We start from the raw sequence: 17,840 nt of genomic DNA, 5'->3' as shown, positions 1-17,840 counted from the left end.
CCTTACAATAACATTATAAACTAAAATTAGTATAAATTCCACAATAAAATATATTTTTTAGATTAGAAATTAAAATATTTCCTATGTTAACCTTTTGAATATCCTCTATATGTTTTGTATAAGCTTTAATTATATATACAGAAGACAAGCTGTTTGAAATATCTTCTCCCTTAATGTATTGAGTTAAACTAAGTACCTCTTTACTTAAATTATCTAATTGCTCATGATTTACATAAAGAGATAGAGATACATAGTTTTCTTCTAACATATCTCTCAAGTTAATAGATTCACTATATGATTCTTTCCAATTTTCTTCATTTAAATATGACTCTATTTTATCACTAGATTCATTTACTTTACCACAAACATCTGTTAATTTAACATTGAAAAATAAAACAGAACCAAGAATGAAAAAAAATATTAATGTTGAAATTATAGTATTCTTCATAATACAATATCCTCTTTATCTCTTTGATTTTTCTTTTGAATGAATAATTTTCCTTCAGAATCTAGCATGATTAAGAATAGTTTATCTCTAGGAGGATAGTTCATAGATTGTAATTTATCATCTAACCATTTTACATCCTTGTGCAGTGCCTGAAGCGATTTTTTCTTTATACGTCCGTTCTCTAATAAAACAACAGGCATCTTTGATTCACTTTCTTTTATTTTTAAATCTTTTCTTTTAACATTTTCACAGTCACTTTTAGGAATAATAGATATAGTTCCATTAGTTTCTATGATTGCATATTGAATATCTTTTATATTCAAATAACCTGCGCTTCGTAACTCCTCTAGTATATCATTCATTGTTAATCTTTGCTTTTTCATCATATCTAAATTAATTTCGCCGTTACTTATTATTATAGAAGGAGTACCATCTAGTAGTTTTTCAAAAAATCGGCTATGTCGTTCAATTTCAGATATCAATGCTTTTATAAACAAAAGAGTAATTATTGGTATTATTCCTAGAAGGAGAGGAAGACGAGGATCTTGCATTGGTAAGGCTACTAAGTCCGATACCATTAAGGTTATTACAAGTTCATAAGGTTGTAATTCACCAATTTGACGTTTCCCCATAAGCCTAATACTTATTATTACTAGGAAATATAAGATTGCAGTTCTTATAAAGGTTATTAGCATAAAAATCCCTCCTCTAGTAAAATAGGTTAACAAATTTAGAGGAGATTTATACAAAAATAGATAACTTTTTTAAAATTTTAAGTGTATAATAACAATAAAGCGGGATTATGAGTAGAGAGGAATGGTGTTTATGAAAAGCTTTAAAGTCAATGTAAAAGGTAAAACCTTAGTCTTTAATGAGGGAGAAAAATATTCAGCTATTTTAGAGAAAGACTATATAAAAGAATCAATACCTATTACTTTGGTTAAACAAAAAAATCAGTATTATGAATTTACTGATTTAATAAGGGAAGATGGAATTATAGAACTTGTAAACATAAGTAATCCCCAAGGTAAAATAGCTTATAGTAGAACCTTACAATTTGTATTTATAAAGGCTACTTTAGATCTTTTTAAAGATGCAAGAATAGATATAGAGCATTCTATAAGCAAAGGGATATTTGGAGAAGTTCATAAGGAAAAAGCCTTAGATGAAGAGGATATAGTTAATATAAAGAAAAAAATGAAGGAAATAATAGATAAAAATATTGTAATAGAAAAAGTAAAAGTTCCAAAGAAAGAGGCCATAGATATTTTTAAATCTTATAAAATGAAAGATAAGGTTGATTTATTACATTGGGTTCAAGAGGAATATGTTAATTTATATAAATTAGAAGATAGGTATGATTATTTTTATGGAGATATGGCTTATTCAACAGGGGTATTAAAGTATTTTGATTTACTATATTATAACCCTGGTTTTATACTTATGTTACCAAGTCATAGAAATCCAACTGTTGTACCTGTATTTAAGGAGCAAAGAAATCTTTTTAATGTATTTAGAGAAACTGAGAGATGGCTAAATATATTAGGAACTCCAGATGTGGGTTCTTTGGATTATAAATTAGAAGGAGAAGAGTCTTTAGATATAATACGGGTTTCTGAGGCTTTACATGAGAAAAAAATTGCTCAAATAGCAGACATGATAAGTGAAAGAAAGGAAGTTAAGGTTGTTTTAGTAGCAGGTCCATCATCTTCAGGAAAAACAACATTTTCTAAAAGACTTGCTATACAACTTAGGGTTAATGGATATATACCAATAGCAATATCTTTAGATGATTATTTTATAAATAGGACTCATACCCCTTTAGATGAAGAAGGAAAACCAGATTTTGAATCTATAAATGCTTTAGATTTAGAATTATTCAATAAGAATCTTCACGACATTTTAGATGGCGAAGAGGTTGAAATACCTTCTTATAATTTTAAGCTAGGAGAAAGAGAGTGGGTTGGAAATAAACTTAAACTACCTGATAATGGAATACTTGTAGTTGAAGGAATTCATGGATTAAATCCAAAGCTTACAGAAAAAGTAGCTTCTAAAAATAAGTTTAAGGTATATATTTCTGCATTAACTCAATTAAACTTAGATAATCATAATAGAATTCCAACAACAGATGTAAGAAAAATAAGACGTATTGTTAGGGATTCTTTATCAAGAGGCTATAGTGTAGAGCAAACCTTAGAAATGTGGGATTCTATAAAAAGGGGAGAAGAAAAAAATATATTTGTTTATCAAGAAGAGGCTGATGTTATGTTTAACTCAACCTTAGTCTATGAATTAGCTGCCTTAAAGAAATATGCTTTAAGAGAACTAGAAAAAATAGATAGGAATAGTAAGGTTTACTATGAAGCTAAAAGAATAATAAATTCTTTAAAGTTTTTTGTTGAAGTAGCCTCAGAAAGAGTTCCTGAAAACTCCATACTAAGAGAATTTATAGGTGGAAGTTGTTTCTACAAGTACTAATAAGTTTTTGCTTTTTATTATTTTAGGTAAAATAGCAAAGAGGTTATATAAAAATAATAAAACTTATAAATAGTATGAAGAGAATATCTAGATAAGCTTTAGAATTTAAGCTATTACGTAGAAGAATTTGCGTTAAGAAGCTGAGACTGTTTGACCAACGGGAGTTTCGGAGCTTTAGCAAAATCTTCGGAGTAATGGCTATAAATTCTTAGCGAATTCTAGTAATTCTTGGAATATATTTATAAGTTTTATTTTAAGTTACTTTTGATATATACCTTTGTTATTTAAAAATTAATTTTATTCATTAAGTGAGTTAGTGAATTTTTTGAAACCTTCTAATCCATTTTCGTCTAACTTAAAGACACCACAATGTTCTAAAACTGATACAAATTTATTTGATAATTCCTTATTTACAAAATCATTTAACTCAGTTGAAGATTTTAAATAATTATATTTCTTTTTTAGTTCAAGAACCCATGGTTTATGATATTCTTCAATAGAGTCAAGAGAAGTATTATCTAATAAATATTCTTTAATTTCTTCAAGTTCTTTCAATAATCTTCCAGGAAGGACAGCAAGACCCATAACTTCAATTAGTCCTATGTTTTCCTTTTTTATATGATGAACTTCTTTATGAGGATGGAATATTCCAAGAGGATGTTCTTCAGAAGTTCTATTATTTCTAAGAGATAAATCAATAACAAATTTTCCTTCTTCTTTTCTTACCATAGGTGTTACAGTATTATGAGGCTCCTCATTAGAGTAAGCTAATATACCTAAAGACTCATCAGAATAATTTCTCCATTTTTTTAGTATTAAGTCAGATGCTAAAACTAAAGAATCTATATTTTCTCCTCTTAATCTTATAGTTGATATTGGCCAGTTAATAGCTTCACATTGAACATCTTCAAAGGCATCTAGGGAGAAATCAAAAAGTTTTTTAGCATCATTCATAGGAAATCTATGATTTCCTCCTTGATAATGTTCATGAGAAAGAATTGATCCTCCAACTATAGGTAAGTCAGCATTTGAACCAGCAAAATAATGAGGAAATTGATTTACAAATTCTAAAAGATTTTTAAAAGTATTAGTATCTATTTTCATTGGAACGTGTTCTTTAGAAAGTATTATACAATGCTCATTATAATAAAGATAAGGAGAATATTGTAATAGCCAAGTCTTATTATTAAGATTTAATCTTATCATTCTATGGTTAGCTCTGTCAGGATGAGTTACTGTACCCTCATATCCTTCATTTTCAATACATAATAAACAGTTAGGATAGTTGCTTTTAACTGAATTTCTTGCTAATGCTATTTCCTTAGGATCTTTTTCGGGTTTAGACAAATTAATAGTAATATCCATAACTCCATACTTAGATGGCGCTTTAAAACTTATATTTTTAGCGATTCTATCAGTTCTTATGTAGTTTGAATTTTTACTTAAAGAGTAGAAGTAGTTAGTACTTTCTTCAGGAGAAGAAGAGTATTTTACGAAAAATTCTTTATTTAATAAAGATGGAGAAGGTAAGAATGTATTCATTATATGGCTAGATAGAATATCTTTAGCATATAATGCATCTTCTATTAATTTTTTGTCTAAAGCTATATTTATTAAGGCAGCTAATGTTTCATGAAAAGAAAGAGTAAGACTTTCTTCACTCGGAGTATAAATTTCTTCCTTAAATAAGCTAAGAAGTCTATTTCTAATATATATGGTATCCATTTCTTCTATAAGGTTATTATTTATTGATATCTCTATTAATCTATCTATTAAAGCATTTAAATTAAACATGTAAATTCCCCCTTATTTTAATCATGTAAATTTCCACTTATTATAATTTAGGCTATCTATTTTCAGATAGCCTAAATCAATTTTAAAGTTTAGTAGGGCCATCACCTATAGATGCTACGTAAAATGAAGCTTCATATCCTATAGCATCTTTATATGTTTGTCCAACATTTTTAACAAAATCATCAATGTGATTATTATTAACTATAGCTATGGCACATCCACCAAATCCAGCACCAGTCATACGAGCACCTAAAACACCAGGTTGTTTCCAAGCTGTTTCAGCTAGTGTATCTAACTCTTTACCTGTAACTTCATAATCATCTCTAAGAGAAATATGAGACTGATTCATAAGTTCTCCAAAGAGTTCAAGATTATTTTCTTTTAATGCTTCTATAGCATTTTTTACTCTTTCATTTTCAGAAATAGCATGAACACATCTACGTAATTTATTAGAATCTTCTATTTTGTCTTTATGAGTTTCAAACTGTGAACTTGTTAGCTCACAAAGAGAAGAAATATCAGCGTGTTTTTTAAGTATTTCTAGAGAGTCGTCACATTCTTTTCTTCTTTCATTATACTTAGAATCTGCAAGTTCACGTCTTTTATTTGTATTCATTATAATTATTGAATTATCTCCTAAATTTAAAGGAACATATTCATAGTATAGTGTGTTACAGTCTAGTAAAATTGCTTTATCCTTTTCCCCTAATGAGATTGCAAATTGATCCATTATTCCACTATTAACGCCTATATAATTATTTTCTACTTCTTTACCTATTATAGCAGCATCTACTTTTGAGATGTTAAGAGAGAAGAAAGTATCTAAAATCTTTACTATTAACATTTCTAAAGAAGCTGATGAAGAAAGACCAGCACCATTTGGAAGAGTTCCATTAATAACTATGTCTATACCTTTATCTATTTTATAACCCTTATTTGAAAGTGTTTTTAGAACACCCTTAATATAGTTTGTCCAATTATCTTCCTTTTTATAGGATAAATCATCTAATGAAAATTCTATTGTGCCAAGAGATTCAAAGTTAAGAGAATATGCTCTACAAATTCTATCTTCTCTTAAGTTTGCAGCTGCAAATGTACCTAGAGTTATTGGGCAAGGAAATACAAAACCGCCATTATAGTCAATATGCTCACCTATAAGGTTTATTCTTCCTGGTGAAAAAAATAATGAAGTAGGTTCTGTTTCAAAATTATTAATAAAAGCTGATTTAAGTGTATTTAAATCCATAATATACCTCCGAATATAAAATATGTAATATAATTATACGATTACATGGTTAAAAAATCAATTGTTTTACTAAAAATTTTACTATTTTTTCATTTAATATTTTTTACTTAGAAGATTTGAATGAATTCACTGTTATTTAAGGAATTTAAGCATATAAAGTTATTGAAATACCTATGTTAAATTGTTAAAATTAACCTATAAATATAAAGGGGAGAGTGTGTAATATGGTTATTGAAAGTAAATTTAATGATAAAATAAGTAAAATAATACTGAAAAATGATAAAATATCTGCAGAACTTTTAAATTTAGGAGCTACTATAAAGAGAATACTTGTGGAAGATAAGGAAGGAAATAAGGAAAATATAGTATTAACATATAAAGATGATGAGAGTTATATTGAAAATCCTTCAAGTTTAGGAGCAAGCATAGGAAGAGTAGCTGGAAGAATAGGGAATGCAACTTTTGAGTTAAATGGCATTAAATATGATTTAGATAAAAATAATAATGAAAATTCTCTTCATGGAGGATATAAAGGATTTAGTAAAAAAATATGGGACTATGATTATAAAGAAGAGGAAGAAAAATCATCTGTAACTTTTTATTATTTTAGTGAAGATGGTGAAGGAGGATTCCCAGGAAACTTAAAAGTTTCAATTACCTACTCACTTAATGAAAAAAATGAACTTGCTATAGAATATAAAGCTTCTTCAGATAAAGATACTTTAGTGAATTTAACTAACCATTCTTATTTTAATTTATCTGGTAATAATAAGAGGAATGTATTAGGACAAAAATTATATATAAATTCAGAAAAAATTTGCCAATTAGATGAGAACTTAATTCCAACAGGAAACTTTATAAAAGTAGAAAAAACACCTTTCGATTTTAGAGAGTTAAAAAAAATAGGAGACGACATAGACAAAGAGGATGAGCAATTGAAAATCGGATCAGGATATGATCATCCATGGATTTTAAATAAGGATAGTGAAGTTGATGCAATTTTATTAGATGAAATTTCAGGAAGAGTAATGAAGGTTAAAACAAATCAAAAGGCTATGGTATGTTATTCAATGAATTTTCCTGATAACTTACCTTTGGAAAGTGGAGCAGTGGCAAAAAAACATGACGGAATATGTTTTGAAACTCAAAGTTTACCAATAGGCTACGATGATTGCTTCTTAGAGAATATAGTGTTAAAAGGAAATGATGAGTATTATCAAAAAACAATATTTGAATTTCAATGGATTTAAAAAAACTGTATGGAAGAAAATTTATCTTCCATACAGTTTTTTATTAGTTCTTTTTAGCGTATTTTCTCATATCAAGAGCTACAGCTAGAATTATGATTAAGCCTCTTATAACGAATTGTAAATAAGGACTTACTCCTATGAAAGCTAGTCCATAGTTTATAACTTGGAAAATTAAAACACCAGTTACTATACCAGGAACTGTACCAACTCCACCAGCTGTAGAAACACCACCAACAACACAAGAAGCTATGGCATCAAGTTCGTACATATTTCCGGTACTTGCAGTAGCACTACCAACACGGCCTGCTTCTAAAGTACCAGCAAATCCATAAAGAACTCCAGCTAAGCAATAAACTAATAGAAGAGTTCTGACAACATTTACACCAGAAACAACAGCAGCCTCTCTGTTTCCACCTATAGCATAAAGATTTTTACCAAATTTAGTTTTATTCCATAAAGTCCAAATTATAGCTATAGCGATAATTGCATAAATAACTAAGTAAGGTATTTTTATATTACCATATATAGGAATAGATCCTAGAGTAAAATTACTAAATGATTCGCTAAGCCCACCTATAGGCATAGCTCCATATGGAGGTCTATCAAAATAAATTGAGTTAACACCATATATTGCAGTCATCATTCCTAGAGTAGCGATAAATGGAGGAACATTAAATTTAGCAACAACAATACCATTTATAAGACCAACTATTCCACAAACAACCATTGCTACTAAAATTGGAATAAATATAGGTAATTCAGATAAATTAGGATACATTTTATATGCGTAATCTCCAGCTTGAAGTAAAGAAGCTGAGATTACTGCAGCTAAACCAACAGTTCTTCCAGCAGAAAGGTCAGTACCTTCAGTTAAAAGTATTCCACCAACTCCTAGAGCTATGATTATACGAGATGATGATTGGCTTAATATGTTAATAAAGTTTTTTATAGATAAGAAATCTGGTGATAATATACAAATTCCAACTAATAAGGCGAATAATACTATATAAATTGCATTGTTCATTAAGAACTGACTATTTAATTTAAACTTTTTCTTTGATTTCGTTTGCATTTTTAATTCCTCCAGTTACTGATAGATATTTTGCAGAAAGATGCATAATTTCCTCTTGAGTAGTTTCGTTAGCATTAACTATGCCAGCAACTCTACCATTACTCATTACTAATATTCGATCACATACACCTAAAAGTTCAGGCATTTCAGAAGATACCATAATTATTCCTTTATCTTCCTTTGCAAGATCATTTATAAGCTGATATATTTCAAATTTAGCACCGACATCAATACCTCTAGTTGGTTCATCTAAAAGTAAGATTTCAGGCTTTCTAAGAAGCCATTTACCAATTACTATTTTTTGTTGATTACCGCCAGATAAGCTGCCGATTAGGGTCTTTTGACTTGGAGTTTTAACCTTCATAGAGTCTATAACCCATTGAGTATCCCCGGATATTCTTCCGTTTGAAAGAAGACCAGAAGATGTCTTATAGCTATCTATATTAGCTATTATAGAATTGAAGTCTATAGGTAATTTTCCAAAAATACCAGTTTGTCTTCTTTCCTCTGTAACAAGAGCAAATCCATTTTGCATAGCCTTAAAAGGTTTACTGTTATCCACCTTTTTACCGTGAAGAATTATGTTACCAGAAGCTACTTCTCTAAGACCAAAAATTGTTTCTAAAGTTTCAGTTCTTTTAGCACCTACAAGACCAGCAATTCCTAAAATTTCTCCCTTTCTAAGTTTGAATGAAACATTATTAAGTTGATTTTTAGTGTCACTAAGATTATTTACTTCTAAAATAGTTTCCTTTGGAGTATGAGTCTTAGCAGGGAATCTATCTGTAAGTTCGCGACCAACCATAAGTTTTATTATTAAGTCCATAGTTAAATTGGAAGCTTTTTCAGTAGAAATCCACTTACCATCTCTCATTATGGTAACTTCATCAGATATTTCTAATATTTCTTCCATCTTATGAGAGATATAGATTATACTTATATCTTGGGCTCTAAGTTTATTTATTATTCTAAATAAATGGCCAACTTCTTTTTCAGTTAGGGAAGAGGTAGGCTCGTCCATTACTATTATTTTTGAGTTATATGAAACTGCCTTAGCGATTTCAACCATTTGCATTTGAGATACAGATAGAGTAGAGACCTTTGCTTTAGGATCTACATCTATATCTAAATCTTTAAAGATCTTTGATGTTTCTTCATACATTTTCTTTTCATCTATAAAAAGCCCTTTTTTAGGGTATCTACCAAGCCAAAGGTTGTCCATAACATTTCTTTCTCTAACTTGATTAAGTTCTTGGTGAACCATTGATACACCATTATCTAAGGCGTGTTTTGAGTTTCTAAATAATATTTTTTTGCCAGAAATAAATATTTCTCCCGCATCAGGATGGTAAATACCAAATAAACATTTCATTAGAGTTGATTTACCAGCACCGTTTTCCCCCATTAAAGCATGAACAGAACCTTTTTTTACTTTTAATGTGACATTGTCTAGTGCTTTAACCCCAGGGAATTCCTTAGAAATATTTTTCATTTCTAACAGGTTTGAAGATTCTTTCATCTTTTTATACCTCCTGTTTTTTATTAAGGGAGACAGAGTTTTTTGTCTCCCTAATTATTGATAGTTATTGTGCAAGAATCTTCATTATTTATAAGAGTCTTCAGCAACGTTTATATTGTCCTTAGTTATACCTACATAAGGAACACGAATTGATTTCTTATTATCAACTTTCCAATCAGTTCCTTCTGTTATATCTTTTCCATCAACTAGATTCATACAAGCATCCATTAAAGCTTGAGCTTGGTTTTTGGCATCGTTTAATACTGTACCTGCCATTTTACCAGCTTTAATTTTATCTAAAGCTTCAGGAATAGCATCAACACCATAGATTGGAACAAATTTTTCTGAAGTTCCATCTAAATAACCTGCTTTTTCAAGAGAAGAAATAGCACCTAAAGCCATTCCATCGTTGTTACAAATTACAACTTCGATATCGTCACCATATTTAGAAACCCAAGCATCCATTTTTTCAGTTGCTTTAGTTGAGTCCCACATAGCTGTATCCATTGCTAATTCTTCAGTTTCTATACCAGCTTCATTTATAGTTTGTATAGAAAATTTAGTACGTGCTTCTGCATCAGGATGTCCTGGTTCTCCTTTTAGCATTACATATTGAATTTTTCCATCTCCGTTTTTATCCCATGAAGGATTAGCTTTCCAACCTTCTGTTATTACTTCCCCTTGAATTATTCCAGACTCCTCAGAAGTTGTACCTACATACCAAGCTTTATCATAGCTTTGCATAGCAGTCTCATCAGGTTCTTTGTTAAAGAATACTACTGGTAAATCATCTGCTTTAGCTTTGTCTATTACAGTAGGAGCTGACTTAGGATCAACTAAGTTTATTGCAAGTATGTTAACTCCTTTAGCTATCATAGTATCTATTTGCTCCATTTGCTTAGCTTGGTTGTTTTGAGAATCATTCATTAATAATTCTGCTTTTCCATCAGCAAGCTTTTCTATATTTCTACGTTGGTATGACATAAAGTTATCTTCGAAGCTGTAGATTGTAGCTCCTATCTTTAAGGAATCGTTTTCTTTGGCTCCATCACTAGATGATCCAGTAGAACCTGAACCTCCACCACAACCAACTAAAGTACCCATAGTTAAAGCTGAAATTAAAATTAATGCTAAACCTTTCTTTTTCATAAAAATCCTCCCTATATTTACCCTAAATTTTTAAAGTTATTGTAATTTAATACAATATTACCATATATAGGAATAAAAGGAAAGAGTTTTTTATGGAAAAAATAATGAAAAAAAGTAATTTTTTTAGTAAATATATTTATTAAATTTATATATTATGTGAAATAAATATTAGAAAATTTTACTAAAAGAATATATAATAGACTTAAGAAAGTTAAGGAGTGATGATGTGGCTACAATTAAAGATATTGCAAAAGGTGCTGGAGTTTCAATAGCTACTGTATCTAGAGTTTTAAACTTAGATGAAACACTTAATGTGTCTGAAGAAACAAGAAAAAAAGTAATGGAAATAGCTGAGGAATTAAATTATTTAACAGTAAAAGAGAGAAAAAATAAAATTAAAAACTATACTATAGGAATAGTCTATTGGTACACAGAAATACAAGAGTTAAATGATCCATATTTTCTTTCAATAAGAATGGCCGTTGAAAAGAAATGTAGTGAAGAAAAAATTAAGTTTAAACCTATAGATTTTCAAAAGATTATTAATGAAGGTACTAAAGAATATACAGATTTAGATGGTATCTTAGCTATTGGAATATTTGGAGAAAAGGAAATAGAATTAATGGAGAAACTATCTAAAAATATAGTTTTTGTAGATTCTTCTCCAGAAGAGTGGAAGTATGATTCTGTTGTGGTGGATTTTAAGTACGGAGTTAAAATAGCTTTAGAATATTTGACTTCTTTAGGTCATAAGAAAATTGGATATTTAGGTGGAGAATCTATTATTCATAATAGCAATGAATCCTTAAGAAAAATAAATTATAGAGAAAAAACTTTTAAGGAATATATGGAAGATATAAAAGGATATAAGGAGGAGTGGGTTTTAAAGGGACGGTTTTTACCTGAGGATGGTTATGAGCTTATGAAAAAAGTTTTAAAAGAAAAGAATTTGCCCACGGCTTTCTTTATTGCAAGTGATCCTATGGCCATAGGAGCTTATAAAGCTATATCTGAGGCTGGACTTAAAATACCAGAGGATATAAGCATAGTTGGCTTTGATGATATATGTACGGCTAAGTTCTTAAATCCTTCACTAACAACCATAAAGGTGTACACAGAATATATGGGGAATGTTGCAGTAGATACACTTTTAGAGAGAATGAGGACAGGAAGAGAGATGTCTAAAAAAATAGTTTTACCTGTTAAGCTTATTGTAAGAGATAGTTGTAGAAAACTTTAAAAAATAATTTAAGTTTTTAACTAAAAGAGACTATATCAGAACTTAAAATAATAGAACTTATAGATTATATGAAGAAGATAGTTATAAATTTTTTAGAAAACTGAGTAATTTTCAGAATATATCCATAAGTTCTACTTTAAGTTAAGTCTGACATAGTCTTTTTTATTTAAATCTAAATTAAGTAAAAATTAGTATTCACCTAAGACAGAATCTATTGTAAAAAATAAAGCTTTAATTTTTTCTAAGTTTTTTATGCAGGCGTTATAACCGGCATTATAAGCTTTTTCTAATTTACAGACATCTTTTTCAAAGCTTTCAATTGATTCTTCTTCAGAAGGTCTGATTATTAATGCTTTTCCATCCCTTTCTAATTCTTCACAAAACTTTACTGTATCATTATATTTAATATGTCTTGTTAAAAAAGAATCCTTTAATTTAGGATATTTACGTCCAACTATTTTAGATGCTAATTTATTACTTTTCCCTAAAGTTTTTTTATAGTTCTTAGGACGAGTAAGAATAATTAAATGCTTTTCGTTCCCATCTTCTAAGGCCTTTTTTATTGGGATTGGATCTAAAAGTCCTCCATCATAATACTCGTTTCCATTGATTTTTATTGATGGGAAAAGTAATGGAATTGCACAGGTGGCTCTTAAGGCCATATATTTTTCATCCTTAATTTTGCCATCTAAGTATTCTGTTTTCCCTGTGTTAGCATTAGTGACTCCAATTAAAACTTTTCCCTTATAATTTGAAAGTGCATTAAAATCATAAGGGAAGAGTTTGTTTGCTAATTCATCAAAGACAAAATCTAAACCAAAAATGCTTCTACATTTAAAAAAGTTAGAAACACCTAAATAGCGTTTGTCATTTCTATATTTTTTTAATATTTCAATATTTCTTCCTTTTTGATTAGAAAAATAGGAAAAACCATTAGTTATTCCTGCTGATACTCCAATGCAATATGGAAAGATTATATTGTTATCAAGAAGAGCATCCATAACCCCTGCACTGAAAATAGGACGTAAAGTTCCTCCTTCTAAAACTAAACTAACCATAAAAATATCCTCCTAAAATTGATATATTTAAAATTATAATCCTTAACTTAAAAAATATCAAAAAAAGACATGTTGAAAAAGAAGAATGAGTATGGTATCATTTGGATTAGAAAATATCATAAAAATAGCTAGGGGGGCCAGTAGTGTCTGGCTGAGATTAGAAATTAAATTTCTTGACCCTTTAACCTGATCTGGTTAATACCAGCGTAGGGAAGCCTGAGACAAGTATATTTTAATTGATTTTAAAGCATATATAGCCTTTGGGCTATATATGCTTTTTTATTTTAAAAAAGGAGAGAAAAATATGACTAAATTATTTAATGCATTAACGATTGCAGGATCTGATAGTTCTGGAGGAGCGGGAATACAGGCTGATATAAAATCATTCTCTGCCAATGGAGTATATGGAATGAGCATAATAACTGCCATAACTGCTCAAAGTACTCAAGGAGTTTTTGGAATAATGGATGTTACTCCTGAAATTATAGAAAAACAAATAGATGTTATTTTTGATGATATAGAAGTTGATGCTATAAAGATAGGTATGGTGTCTAAGATTGAATCAATAGAAGCAATAAGTAATGCTTTAGGAAGAGTAGAAAACTTGCCACAAATAGTTTTAGACCCTGTTATGATTTCAAAAAGTGGATTTAAGCTTTTATCAGATGATGCAAAAAATACTTTAATAGATAAATTAATACCACTAGCTACTTTAATAACTCCAAATTTACCAGAAGCGGAAGAGTTATTAGGTAGAGAAATAATTACAATAGAAGATATGAAAAAGGCTGCTATTGATATTAAAAAAATGGGAGCTAAAAATGTCTTAATTAAAGGAGGACATTTAGAGGGAGAAGCTACAGATCTTCTGTATGATGGCGAAAACTTTATTCTTTTTGAACAAGATAGAATAAATACAAAACATACTCATGGAACAGGATGTACTTTATCATCAGCTATTACAGCTAATTTATCAAAGGGAATGAATATACCTGATGCAGTTAAAAGTGGAAAAGAATATATTACAGGAGCTATAAAAAATGGCTTTAAACTTGGAAAAGGTGTTGGGCCAACACATCATTTCTATAAATTTTATTAGGAGGAATAATAATGGGAATTTTAAAAAGAGAAAATCCTTTAATACACATGATAACAAACTACGTTACAGTTAATGACTTAGCTCAAGTAACTATTAACTATGGTGGATTGCCTCTTATGGCTACACATCATGAGGAGCTAGAAGAAATAACAGGAATGGCTAATGGATTATTAGTTAATATAGGAACTTTAGAACCTTATCAAATGGAATCATCAATGACTTCTATGAGAATAGCAAGAGAAAAAGGAATTCCTTCTGTTTTAGATCCAGTAGGTGTACAAGCTTCTAAGCTTAGAAAAGATTTTGCAAAAAGGTTGATATTAGAGGGAGAACCTTCACTTGTAAAGGGAAATTTAGCTGAAATAAAAACTCTTATAGGAGAAACATCAAAGTCAATAGGAATAGATTCTTTTAATGATACCTTAAGTGAAAATACAAAAAATAAAATAAAAGAATATGCAAAGGAAAGAAATTTAATAATAGTTGTTTCTGGTGTATGTGATTTCATAACTAATGGGAAGGATGGAGCCATTGTTAAAAATGGAACTTATAAAATGAGCAAAATAACAGGAACAGGATGTATGCTAGGAGCCTTATTAACCATAGCTTTAAGTTTTTATGATGATAAAGCTTTAAGATTTAAAGAAGTTGTTAAAGCAGTAGCAGCATGGGGGATATGCGGAGAAATAGCTGAGGAAAGATTAGGAGAAAAAGAGGGGATAATGACTTTTAAACATAATCTTCTAGATGAGCTTTCAATGATTAGTGATGAAGTAATAAAAGAAAGAGAGAAGGTTTATTATGAGTAATTCATACTGTAAAAAATTATACTTAGTAACTGACTATAGGATTCCTTTTAATGAACTTTTAGAAAAGACTAAGGAAGCCTTAATTGGAGGAGTATCTATTGTTCAATATAGAGCGAAGAATAAAGACACTAAGGAAATGTGTAAAGAAGCTAAGGCTTTAAAAAAACTTTGCAATGACTTTGGAGCAATTTTTTTAGTAAATGATAGAATTGATGTGGCATTAGCAGTAAAAGCTCATGGTGTTCATATAGGACAAGATGATATGGATGTGTCTATAGCAAGAGAAATAATGCCAAAGGATGCTATTATAGGTGTTACAGTTCACAATAAAGAAGAGGCCTTAAAAGCAATAGAAGATGGAGCTGATAACTTAGGAGTTGGGGCTTTATTTTCAACCAATAGCAAAGATGATGCAATCTTAATGACATTAGAAACTTTAAGAGAAATAAGAGAAGTTTCTTCTATACCTCTATATGGTATTGGAGGTATAACTCCTTATAATTTAAGTCAGGATATTTTAGAGAATTTAGAAGGGGTTGCAGTTATATCAGCATTATTAAATAGCGAAGATATAATTGAGAAGAGCAAAGAGTTTTTAAAGGTGCTTAGTAGATAGGAAAACTTGAATATTAAAATAAAAATATGAAATAATCAAAAGAGGTTCTTTAATTTTAGAGCCTCTTTTTCTTGAGTTTTATTTTAGGTGAATGTTGATTTTTGTTTAGAGTTTATTTTATAGTATAATATTCATAATTAAGAATTTATTTTGATGGTAAAATTTAATCTAATAAGTTAGATTTAGTAAGGATTTTAGGAAAAAAATGAGAAAAGCATTTGAAATATTAAATAATATTTTTGGATATAAAGAGTTTAGAAAAGGGCAACAAGAAGTAATTGAGAAGATTTTAAGTGGGATGGATGTATTTTGTATATTACCTACTGGAGGTGGAAAATCTTTATGCTATGAAATACCTGCTTATATTTTGAGTGGAGTAACTTTAGTTGTTTCTCCATTAATATCCCTAATGAAGGATCAAGTTGATAATTTAAATTCTTTAGGGATTAAGGCAGCATATATAAGTGGTGGAAATGATTTTGAAGAAGTTAAAAGGATAATGGGAAGTTTTATAAAAGGTGAAATAAAACTTCTTTATGTTTCACCAGAGCGTTTAGAAAATAAGTATTTTTTAGAAAATATAGAAAAAGCTAATATTATTCAAGTAGTAGTAGATGAGGCACATTGTGTTTCAATGTGGGGGCATGATTTTAGAAAAAGTTATAGCAAAATAAAACCCTTTATAAATAAATTAAGAAAAAGGCCAATTGTTACAGCATTTACAGCAACAGCAACAGAAATGGTTATGAAAGATTCCATAGAACTATTAGGTCTTAAAGACCCTTTTGTTTATAAGGGAAGTTTCACTAGGGATAATTTAGAAATAAATATCTTAAAAGAAGTAGATAAATTAGAGAGTATAAGTGAGATTATAAGTGAGCATGAAGAAGAGTCAGGAATAATATATTGTTCTACTAAAAATGAGGTTGAAGAACTTTATAAAAATATGATTTATAGAGGTAAAAGCGTAGGTAAGTATCATGGCTCTTTAAAGAATAAGGAAAAGAATTATTATCAAGAGGAATTTTTAAATGATAATTTTAAGGTTATGATTGCTACAAATGCTTTTGGAATGGGAATAGATAAGCCTGATGTTAAGTTTATAATACATTCAACTTTCCCAAAGAGTATAGAAAATTATTATCAAGAAATAGGTCGTGGAGGAAGAGATGGAAGTTTAGCTAAGTGTTATCTTCTCTATTCAGAACAGGATATACGTCTTATGGACTATTTAATAAGTTCAACTACAGAAATATCAAGAAGGACTATAGAACTTAAGAAATTAGAGCAAATAATAGAGTTTTGTAACTTTGACAAATGCCTTAGAAAATATATTTTAGACTACTTTGGGGAAGAAAATTCAATAAAGTATTGCAATAACTGTACTAATTGTTTAAAAAACAATGATTTTGTAGATATGACCTTAGAGGCTCAAAAAATATTATCTTGCATTTATAGAACTAAAGAGGCTTTTGGAGAAAGTGTTCTAATAGATATTTTAAGAGGTGTTCATGGACCAAAAATTGAAAAATATAAGCTGTATGAACTCTCTACCTTTGGAATAATGAAGGAATATACCAATAAGTACATAAAGGACATAATAAATGAGCTTTTAGCTATTAGTGCTTTAGAAAGAAAAGAAGGAACATATTCCATGTTAAAGTTAAATAGAAGATCTATAGGGATATTAAAGGGAGAAGAAAAGGTGTTTTTAGATATCAATAAAAACGAAGAAAGTGTATGTAAGGACTTAGAACTTTTCAAGAGACTTCGTATTTTAAGAAAAGATATATCAAGAAGAGAGGGAATTAAGCCATATATAGTTTTTACTGATTCCATGATTATGGATATAATAAATAAAAATCCTAAAAGCAAAGAGGCTTTAAAAAATATTAGGGGTTTTGGAGAGCAAAAAATAACAAAATATGGCTCTTTTATTATTACAACCTTAAAAGATTATGAGAAGTATAAAAAGAGAAATTAGTTTAACTAATTTCTTTTTTTTTATTTTATATAAATATTTTGTCATAGAACATAATGTATGGTGAATATATTTAGG

General features: G+C 29.1%; 15 protein-coding genes and 1 riboswitch. Of the genes, 7 read left to right on the top strand and 8 right to left on the bottom strand.

Annotated features, from left to right (window positions below; genetic code table 11):
* Nucleotides 1-13: 13 nt before the first annotated feature.
* Nucleotides 14-448, bottom strand: coding sequence for a DUF4363 family protein (locus OIF33_RS00870; RefSeq protein ID WP_322502336.1), 435 nt, complete (start codon nt 446-448; stop codon nt 14-16).
* A complete protein-coding gene (locus OIF33_RS00865; RefSeq protein WP_322502335.1) occupies nt 445-1,143 on the bottom strand; it encodes a DUF421 domain-containing protein in 699 nt (232 codons plus the stop codon). The genes OIF33_RS00870 and OIF33_RS00865 overlap by 4 nt, the downstream gene beginning before the upstream one ends.
* A 130-nt stretch (nt 1,144-1,273) precedes the next feature.
* On the opposite strand from OIF33_RS00865, the gene OIF33_RS00860 reads away from it, so the two are divergent.
* On the top strand, nt 1,274-2,929 hold the full coding sequence (locus OIF33_RS00860) for a nucleoside kinase (protein WP_322502334.1): 1,656 nt from the start codon (nt 1,274-1,276) through the stop codon (nt 2,927-2,929).
* Nucleotides 2,930-3,226: 297 nt separating this feature from the next.
* Here OIF33_RS00860 and galT read toward each other — a convergent pair whose 3' ends face one another.
* Together galT and OIF33_RS00850 are read right to left on the bottom strand one after the other, a co-directional pair.
* Complete coding sequence (galT, locus tag OIF33_RS00855) at nt 3,227-4,723, bottom strand: UDP-glucose--hexose-1-phosphate uridylyltransferase (protein WP_322502333.1); 1,497 nt, start codon at nt 4,721-4,723, stop codon at nt 3,227-3,229.
* Between the two features lie 82 nt (nt 4,724-4,805).
* Nucleotides 4,806-5,969, bottom strand: coding sequence for a galactokinase (locus OIF33_RS00850; RefSeq protein WP_322502332.1), 1,164 nt, complete (start codon nt 5,967-5,969; stop codon nt 4,806-4,808).
* A 224-nt stretch (nt 5,970-6,193) separates the two neighbouring features.
* Here OIF33_RS00850 and OIF33_RS00845 point away from each other — a divergent pair, with 224 nt between their 5' ends.
* A complete protein-coding gene (locus OIF33_RS00845; RefSeq protein ID WP_322502331.1) occupies nt 6,194-7,219 on the top strand; it encodes an aldose epimerase family protein in 1,026 nt (341 codons plus the stop codon).
* Between the two features lie 43 nt (nt 7,220-7,262).
* On the opposite strand, the gene mglC is transcribed toward OIF33_RS00845, so the two are convergent.
* The 3 genes from mglC to mglB form a co-directional block, all read right to left on the bottom strand.
* Nucleotides 7,263-8,291: a galactose/methyl galactoside ABC transporter permease MglC gene (mglC, locus tag OIF33_RS00840; protein ID WP_322502330.1), complete on the bottom strand. Its 1,029-nt coding sequence runs from the start codon at nt 8,289-8,291 to the stop codon at nt 7,263-7,265.
* A complete protein-coding gene (gene mglA / locus OIF33_RS00835) occupies nt 8,263-9,810 on the bottom strand; it encodes a galactose/methyl galactoside ABC transporter ATP-binding protein MglA (RefSeq protein ID WP_322502329.1) in 1,548 nt (515 codons plus the stop codon). The genes mglC and mglA overlap by 29 nt, the downstream gene beginning before the upstream one ends.
* An 84-nt stretch (nt 9,811-9,894) precedes the next feature.
* Entirely contained in the window at nt 9,895-10,959 is a 1,065-nt protein-coding gene (mglB, locus tag OIF33_RS00830; protein WP_322502328.1) for a galactose/glucose ABC transporter substrate-binding protein MglB, read from the bottom strand.
* Nucleotides 10,960-11,185: 226 nt separating this feature from the next.
* On the opposite strand from mglB, the gene OIF33_RS00825 reads away from it, so the two are divergent.
* A complete protein-coding gene (locus OIF33_RS00825) occupies nt 11,186-12,199 on the top strand; it encodes a LacI family DNA-binding transcriptional regulator (protein ID WP_322502327.1) in 1,014 nt (337 codons plus the stop codon).
* Nucleotides 12,200-12,387: 188 nt separating this feature from the next.
* Here the strand turns inward: OIF33_RS00825 and OIF33_RS00820 are convergent, their stop codons facing one another.
* The gene (locus OIF33_RS00820) at nt 12,388-13,257 is read right to left on the bottom strand and encodes a patatin family protein (RefSeq protein WP_322502326.1); all 870 of its coding nucleotides are present in this window, start codon (nt 13,255-13,257) and stop codon (nt 12,388-12,390) included.
* A gap of 120 nt (nt 13,258-13,377) precedes the next feature.
* A riboswitch (TPP riboswitch) is annotated at nt 13,378-13,487 on the top strand.
* Between the two features lie 74 nt (nt 13,488-13,561).
* Here OIF33_RS00820 and thiD point away from each other — a divergent pair.
* The 4 genes from thiD (at nt 13,562) to recQ (ending at nt 17,765) form a co-directional block, all read left to right on the top strand.
* Nucleotides 13,562-14,356 (top strand): bifunctional hydroxymethylpyrimidine kinase/phosphomethylpyrimidine kinase, encoded by a 795-nt coding sequence (thiD, locus tag OIF33_RS00815; protein WP_322502325.1) that lies wholly within the window; start codon nt 13,562-13,564, stop codon nt 14,354-14,356.
* Nucleotides 14,357-14,367: 11 nt separating this feature from the next.
* Complete coding sequence (gene thiM / locus OIF33_RS00810) at nt 14,368-15,165, top strand: hydroxyethylthiazole kinase (protein WP_322502324.1); 798 nt, start codon at nt 14,368-14,370, stop codon at nt 15,163-15,165.
* Complete coding sequence (gene thiE, locus OIF33_RS00805; protein WP_322502323.1) at nt 15,158-15,781, top strand: thiamine phosphate synthase; 624 nt, start codon at nt 15,158-15,160, stop codon at nt 15,779-15,781. Before thiM ends, thiE begins: the two co-directional genes overlap by 8 nt.
* Nucleotides 15,782-15,986: 205 nt before the next feature.
* Nucleotides 15,987-17,765 carry a DNA helicase RecQ gene (gene recQ / locus OIF33_RS00800; RefSeq protein ID WP_322502322.1) on the top strand — a complete coding sequence of 593 codons (1,779 nt, stop codon included), beginning with the start codon at nt 15,987-15,989 and terminating at the stop codon, nt 17,763-17,765.
* The last annotated feature ends 75 nt before the right edge of the window (nt 17,766-17,840 follow it).

The sequence above is a fragment of the Clostridium sp. LIBA-8841 genome (assembly GCF_034439435.1).
GTDB lineage: Bacteria > Bacillota > Clostridia > Clostridiales > Clostridiaceae > Sarcina.
Note: the sequence above shows the minus strand (reverse complement) of the source record. Positions and strands in the feature narration are given on the sequence as shown.

Coding starts and splice junctions, on each gene's coding strand:
- mglA (WP_322502329.1), bottom strand. CDS start 9,810: ATGAAAGAATCTTCAAACCTGTTAGAAATGAAAAATATTTCTAAGGAA.
- OIF33_RS00870 (WP_322502336.1), bottom strand. CDS start 448: ATGAAGAATACTATAATTTCAACATTAATATTTTTTTTCATTCTTGGT.
- OIF33_RS00860 (WP_322502334.1), top strand. CDS start 1,274: ATGAAAAGCTTTAAAGTCAATGTAAAAGGTAAAACCTTAGTCTTTAAT.
- OIF33_RS00865 (WP_322502335.1), bottom strand. CDS start 1,143: ATGCTAATAACCTTTATAAGAACTGCAATCTTATATTTCCTAGTAATA.
- mglC (WP_322502330.1), bottom strand. CDS start 8,291: ATGCAAACGAAATCAAAGAAAAAGTTTAAATTAAATAGTCAGTTCTTA.
- galT (WP_322502333.1), bottom strand. CDS start 4,723: ATGTTTAATTTAAATGCTTTAATAGATAGATTAATAGAGATATCAATA.
- thiM (WP_322502324.1), top strand. CDS start 14,368: ATGGGAATTTTAAAAAGAGAAAATCCTTTAATACACATGATAACAAAC.
- thiD (WP_322502325.1), top strand. CDS start 13,562: ATGACTAAATTATTTAATGCATTAACGATTGCAGGATCTGATAGTTCT.
- OIF33_RS00850 (WP_322502332.1), bottom strand. CDS start 5,969: ATGGATTTAAATACACTTAAATCAGCTTTTATTAATAATTTTGAAACA.
- recQ (WP_322502322.1), top strand. CDS start 15,987: ATGAGAAAAGCATTTGAAATATTAAATAATATTTTTGGATATAAAGAG.
- OIF33_RS00845 (WP_322502331.1), top strand. CDS start 6,194: ATGGTTATTGAAAGTAAATTTAATGATAAAATAAGTAAAATAATACTG.
- thiE (WP_322502323.1), top strand. CDS start 15,158: ATGAGTAATTCATACTGTAAAAAATTATACTTAGTAACTGACTATAGG.
- mglB (WP_322502328.1), bottom strand. CDS start 10,959: ATGAAAAAGAAAGGTTTAGCATTAATTTTAATTTCAGCTTTAACTATG.
- OIF33_RS00820 (WP_322502326.1), bottom strand. CDS start 13,257: ATGGTTAGTTTAGTTTTAGAAGGAGGAACTTTACGTCCTATTTTCAGT.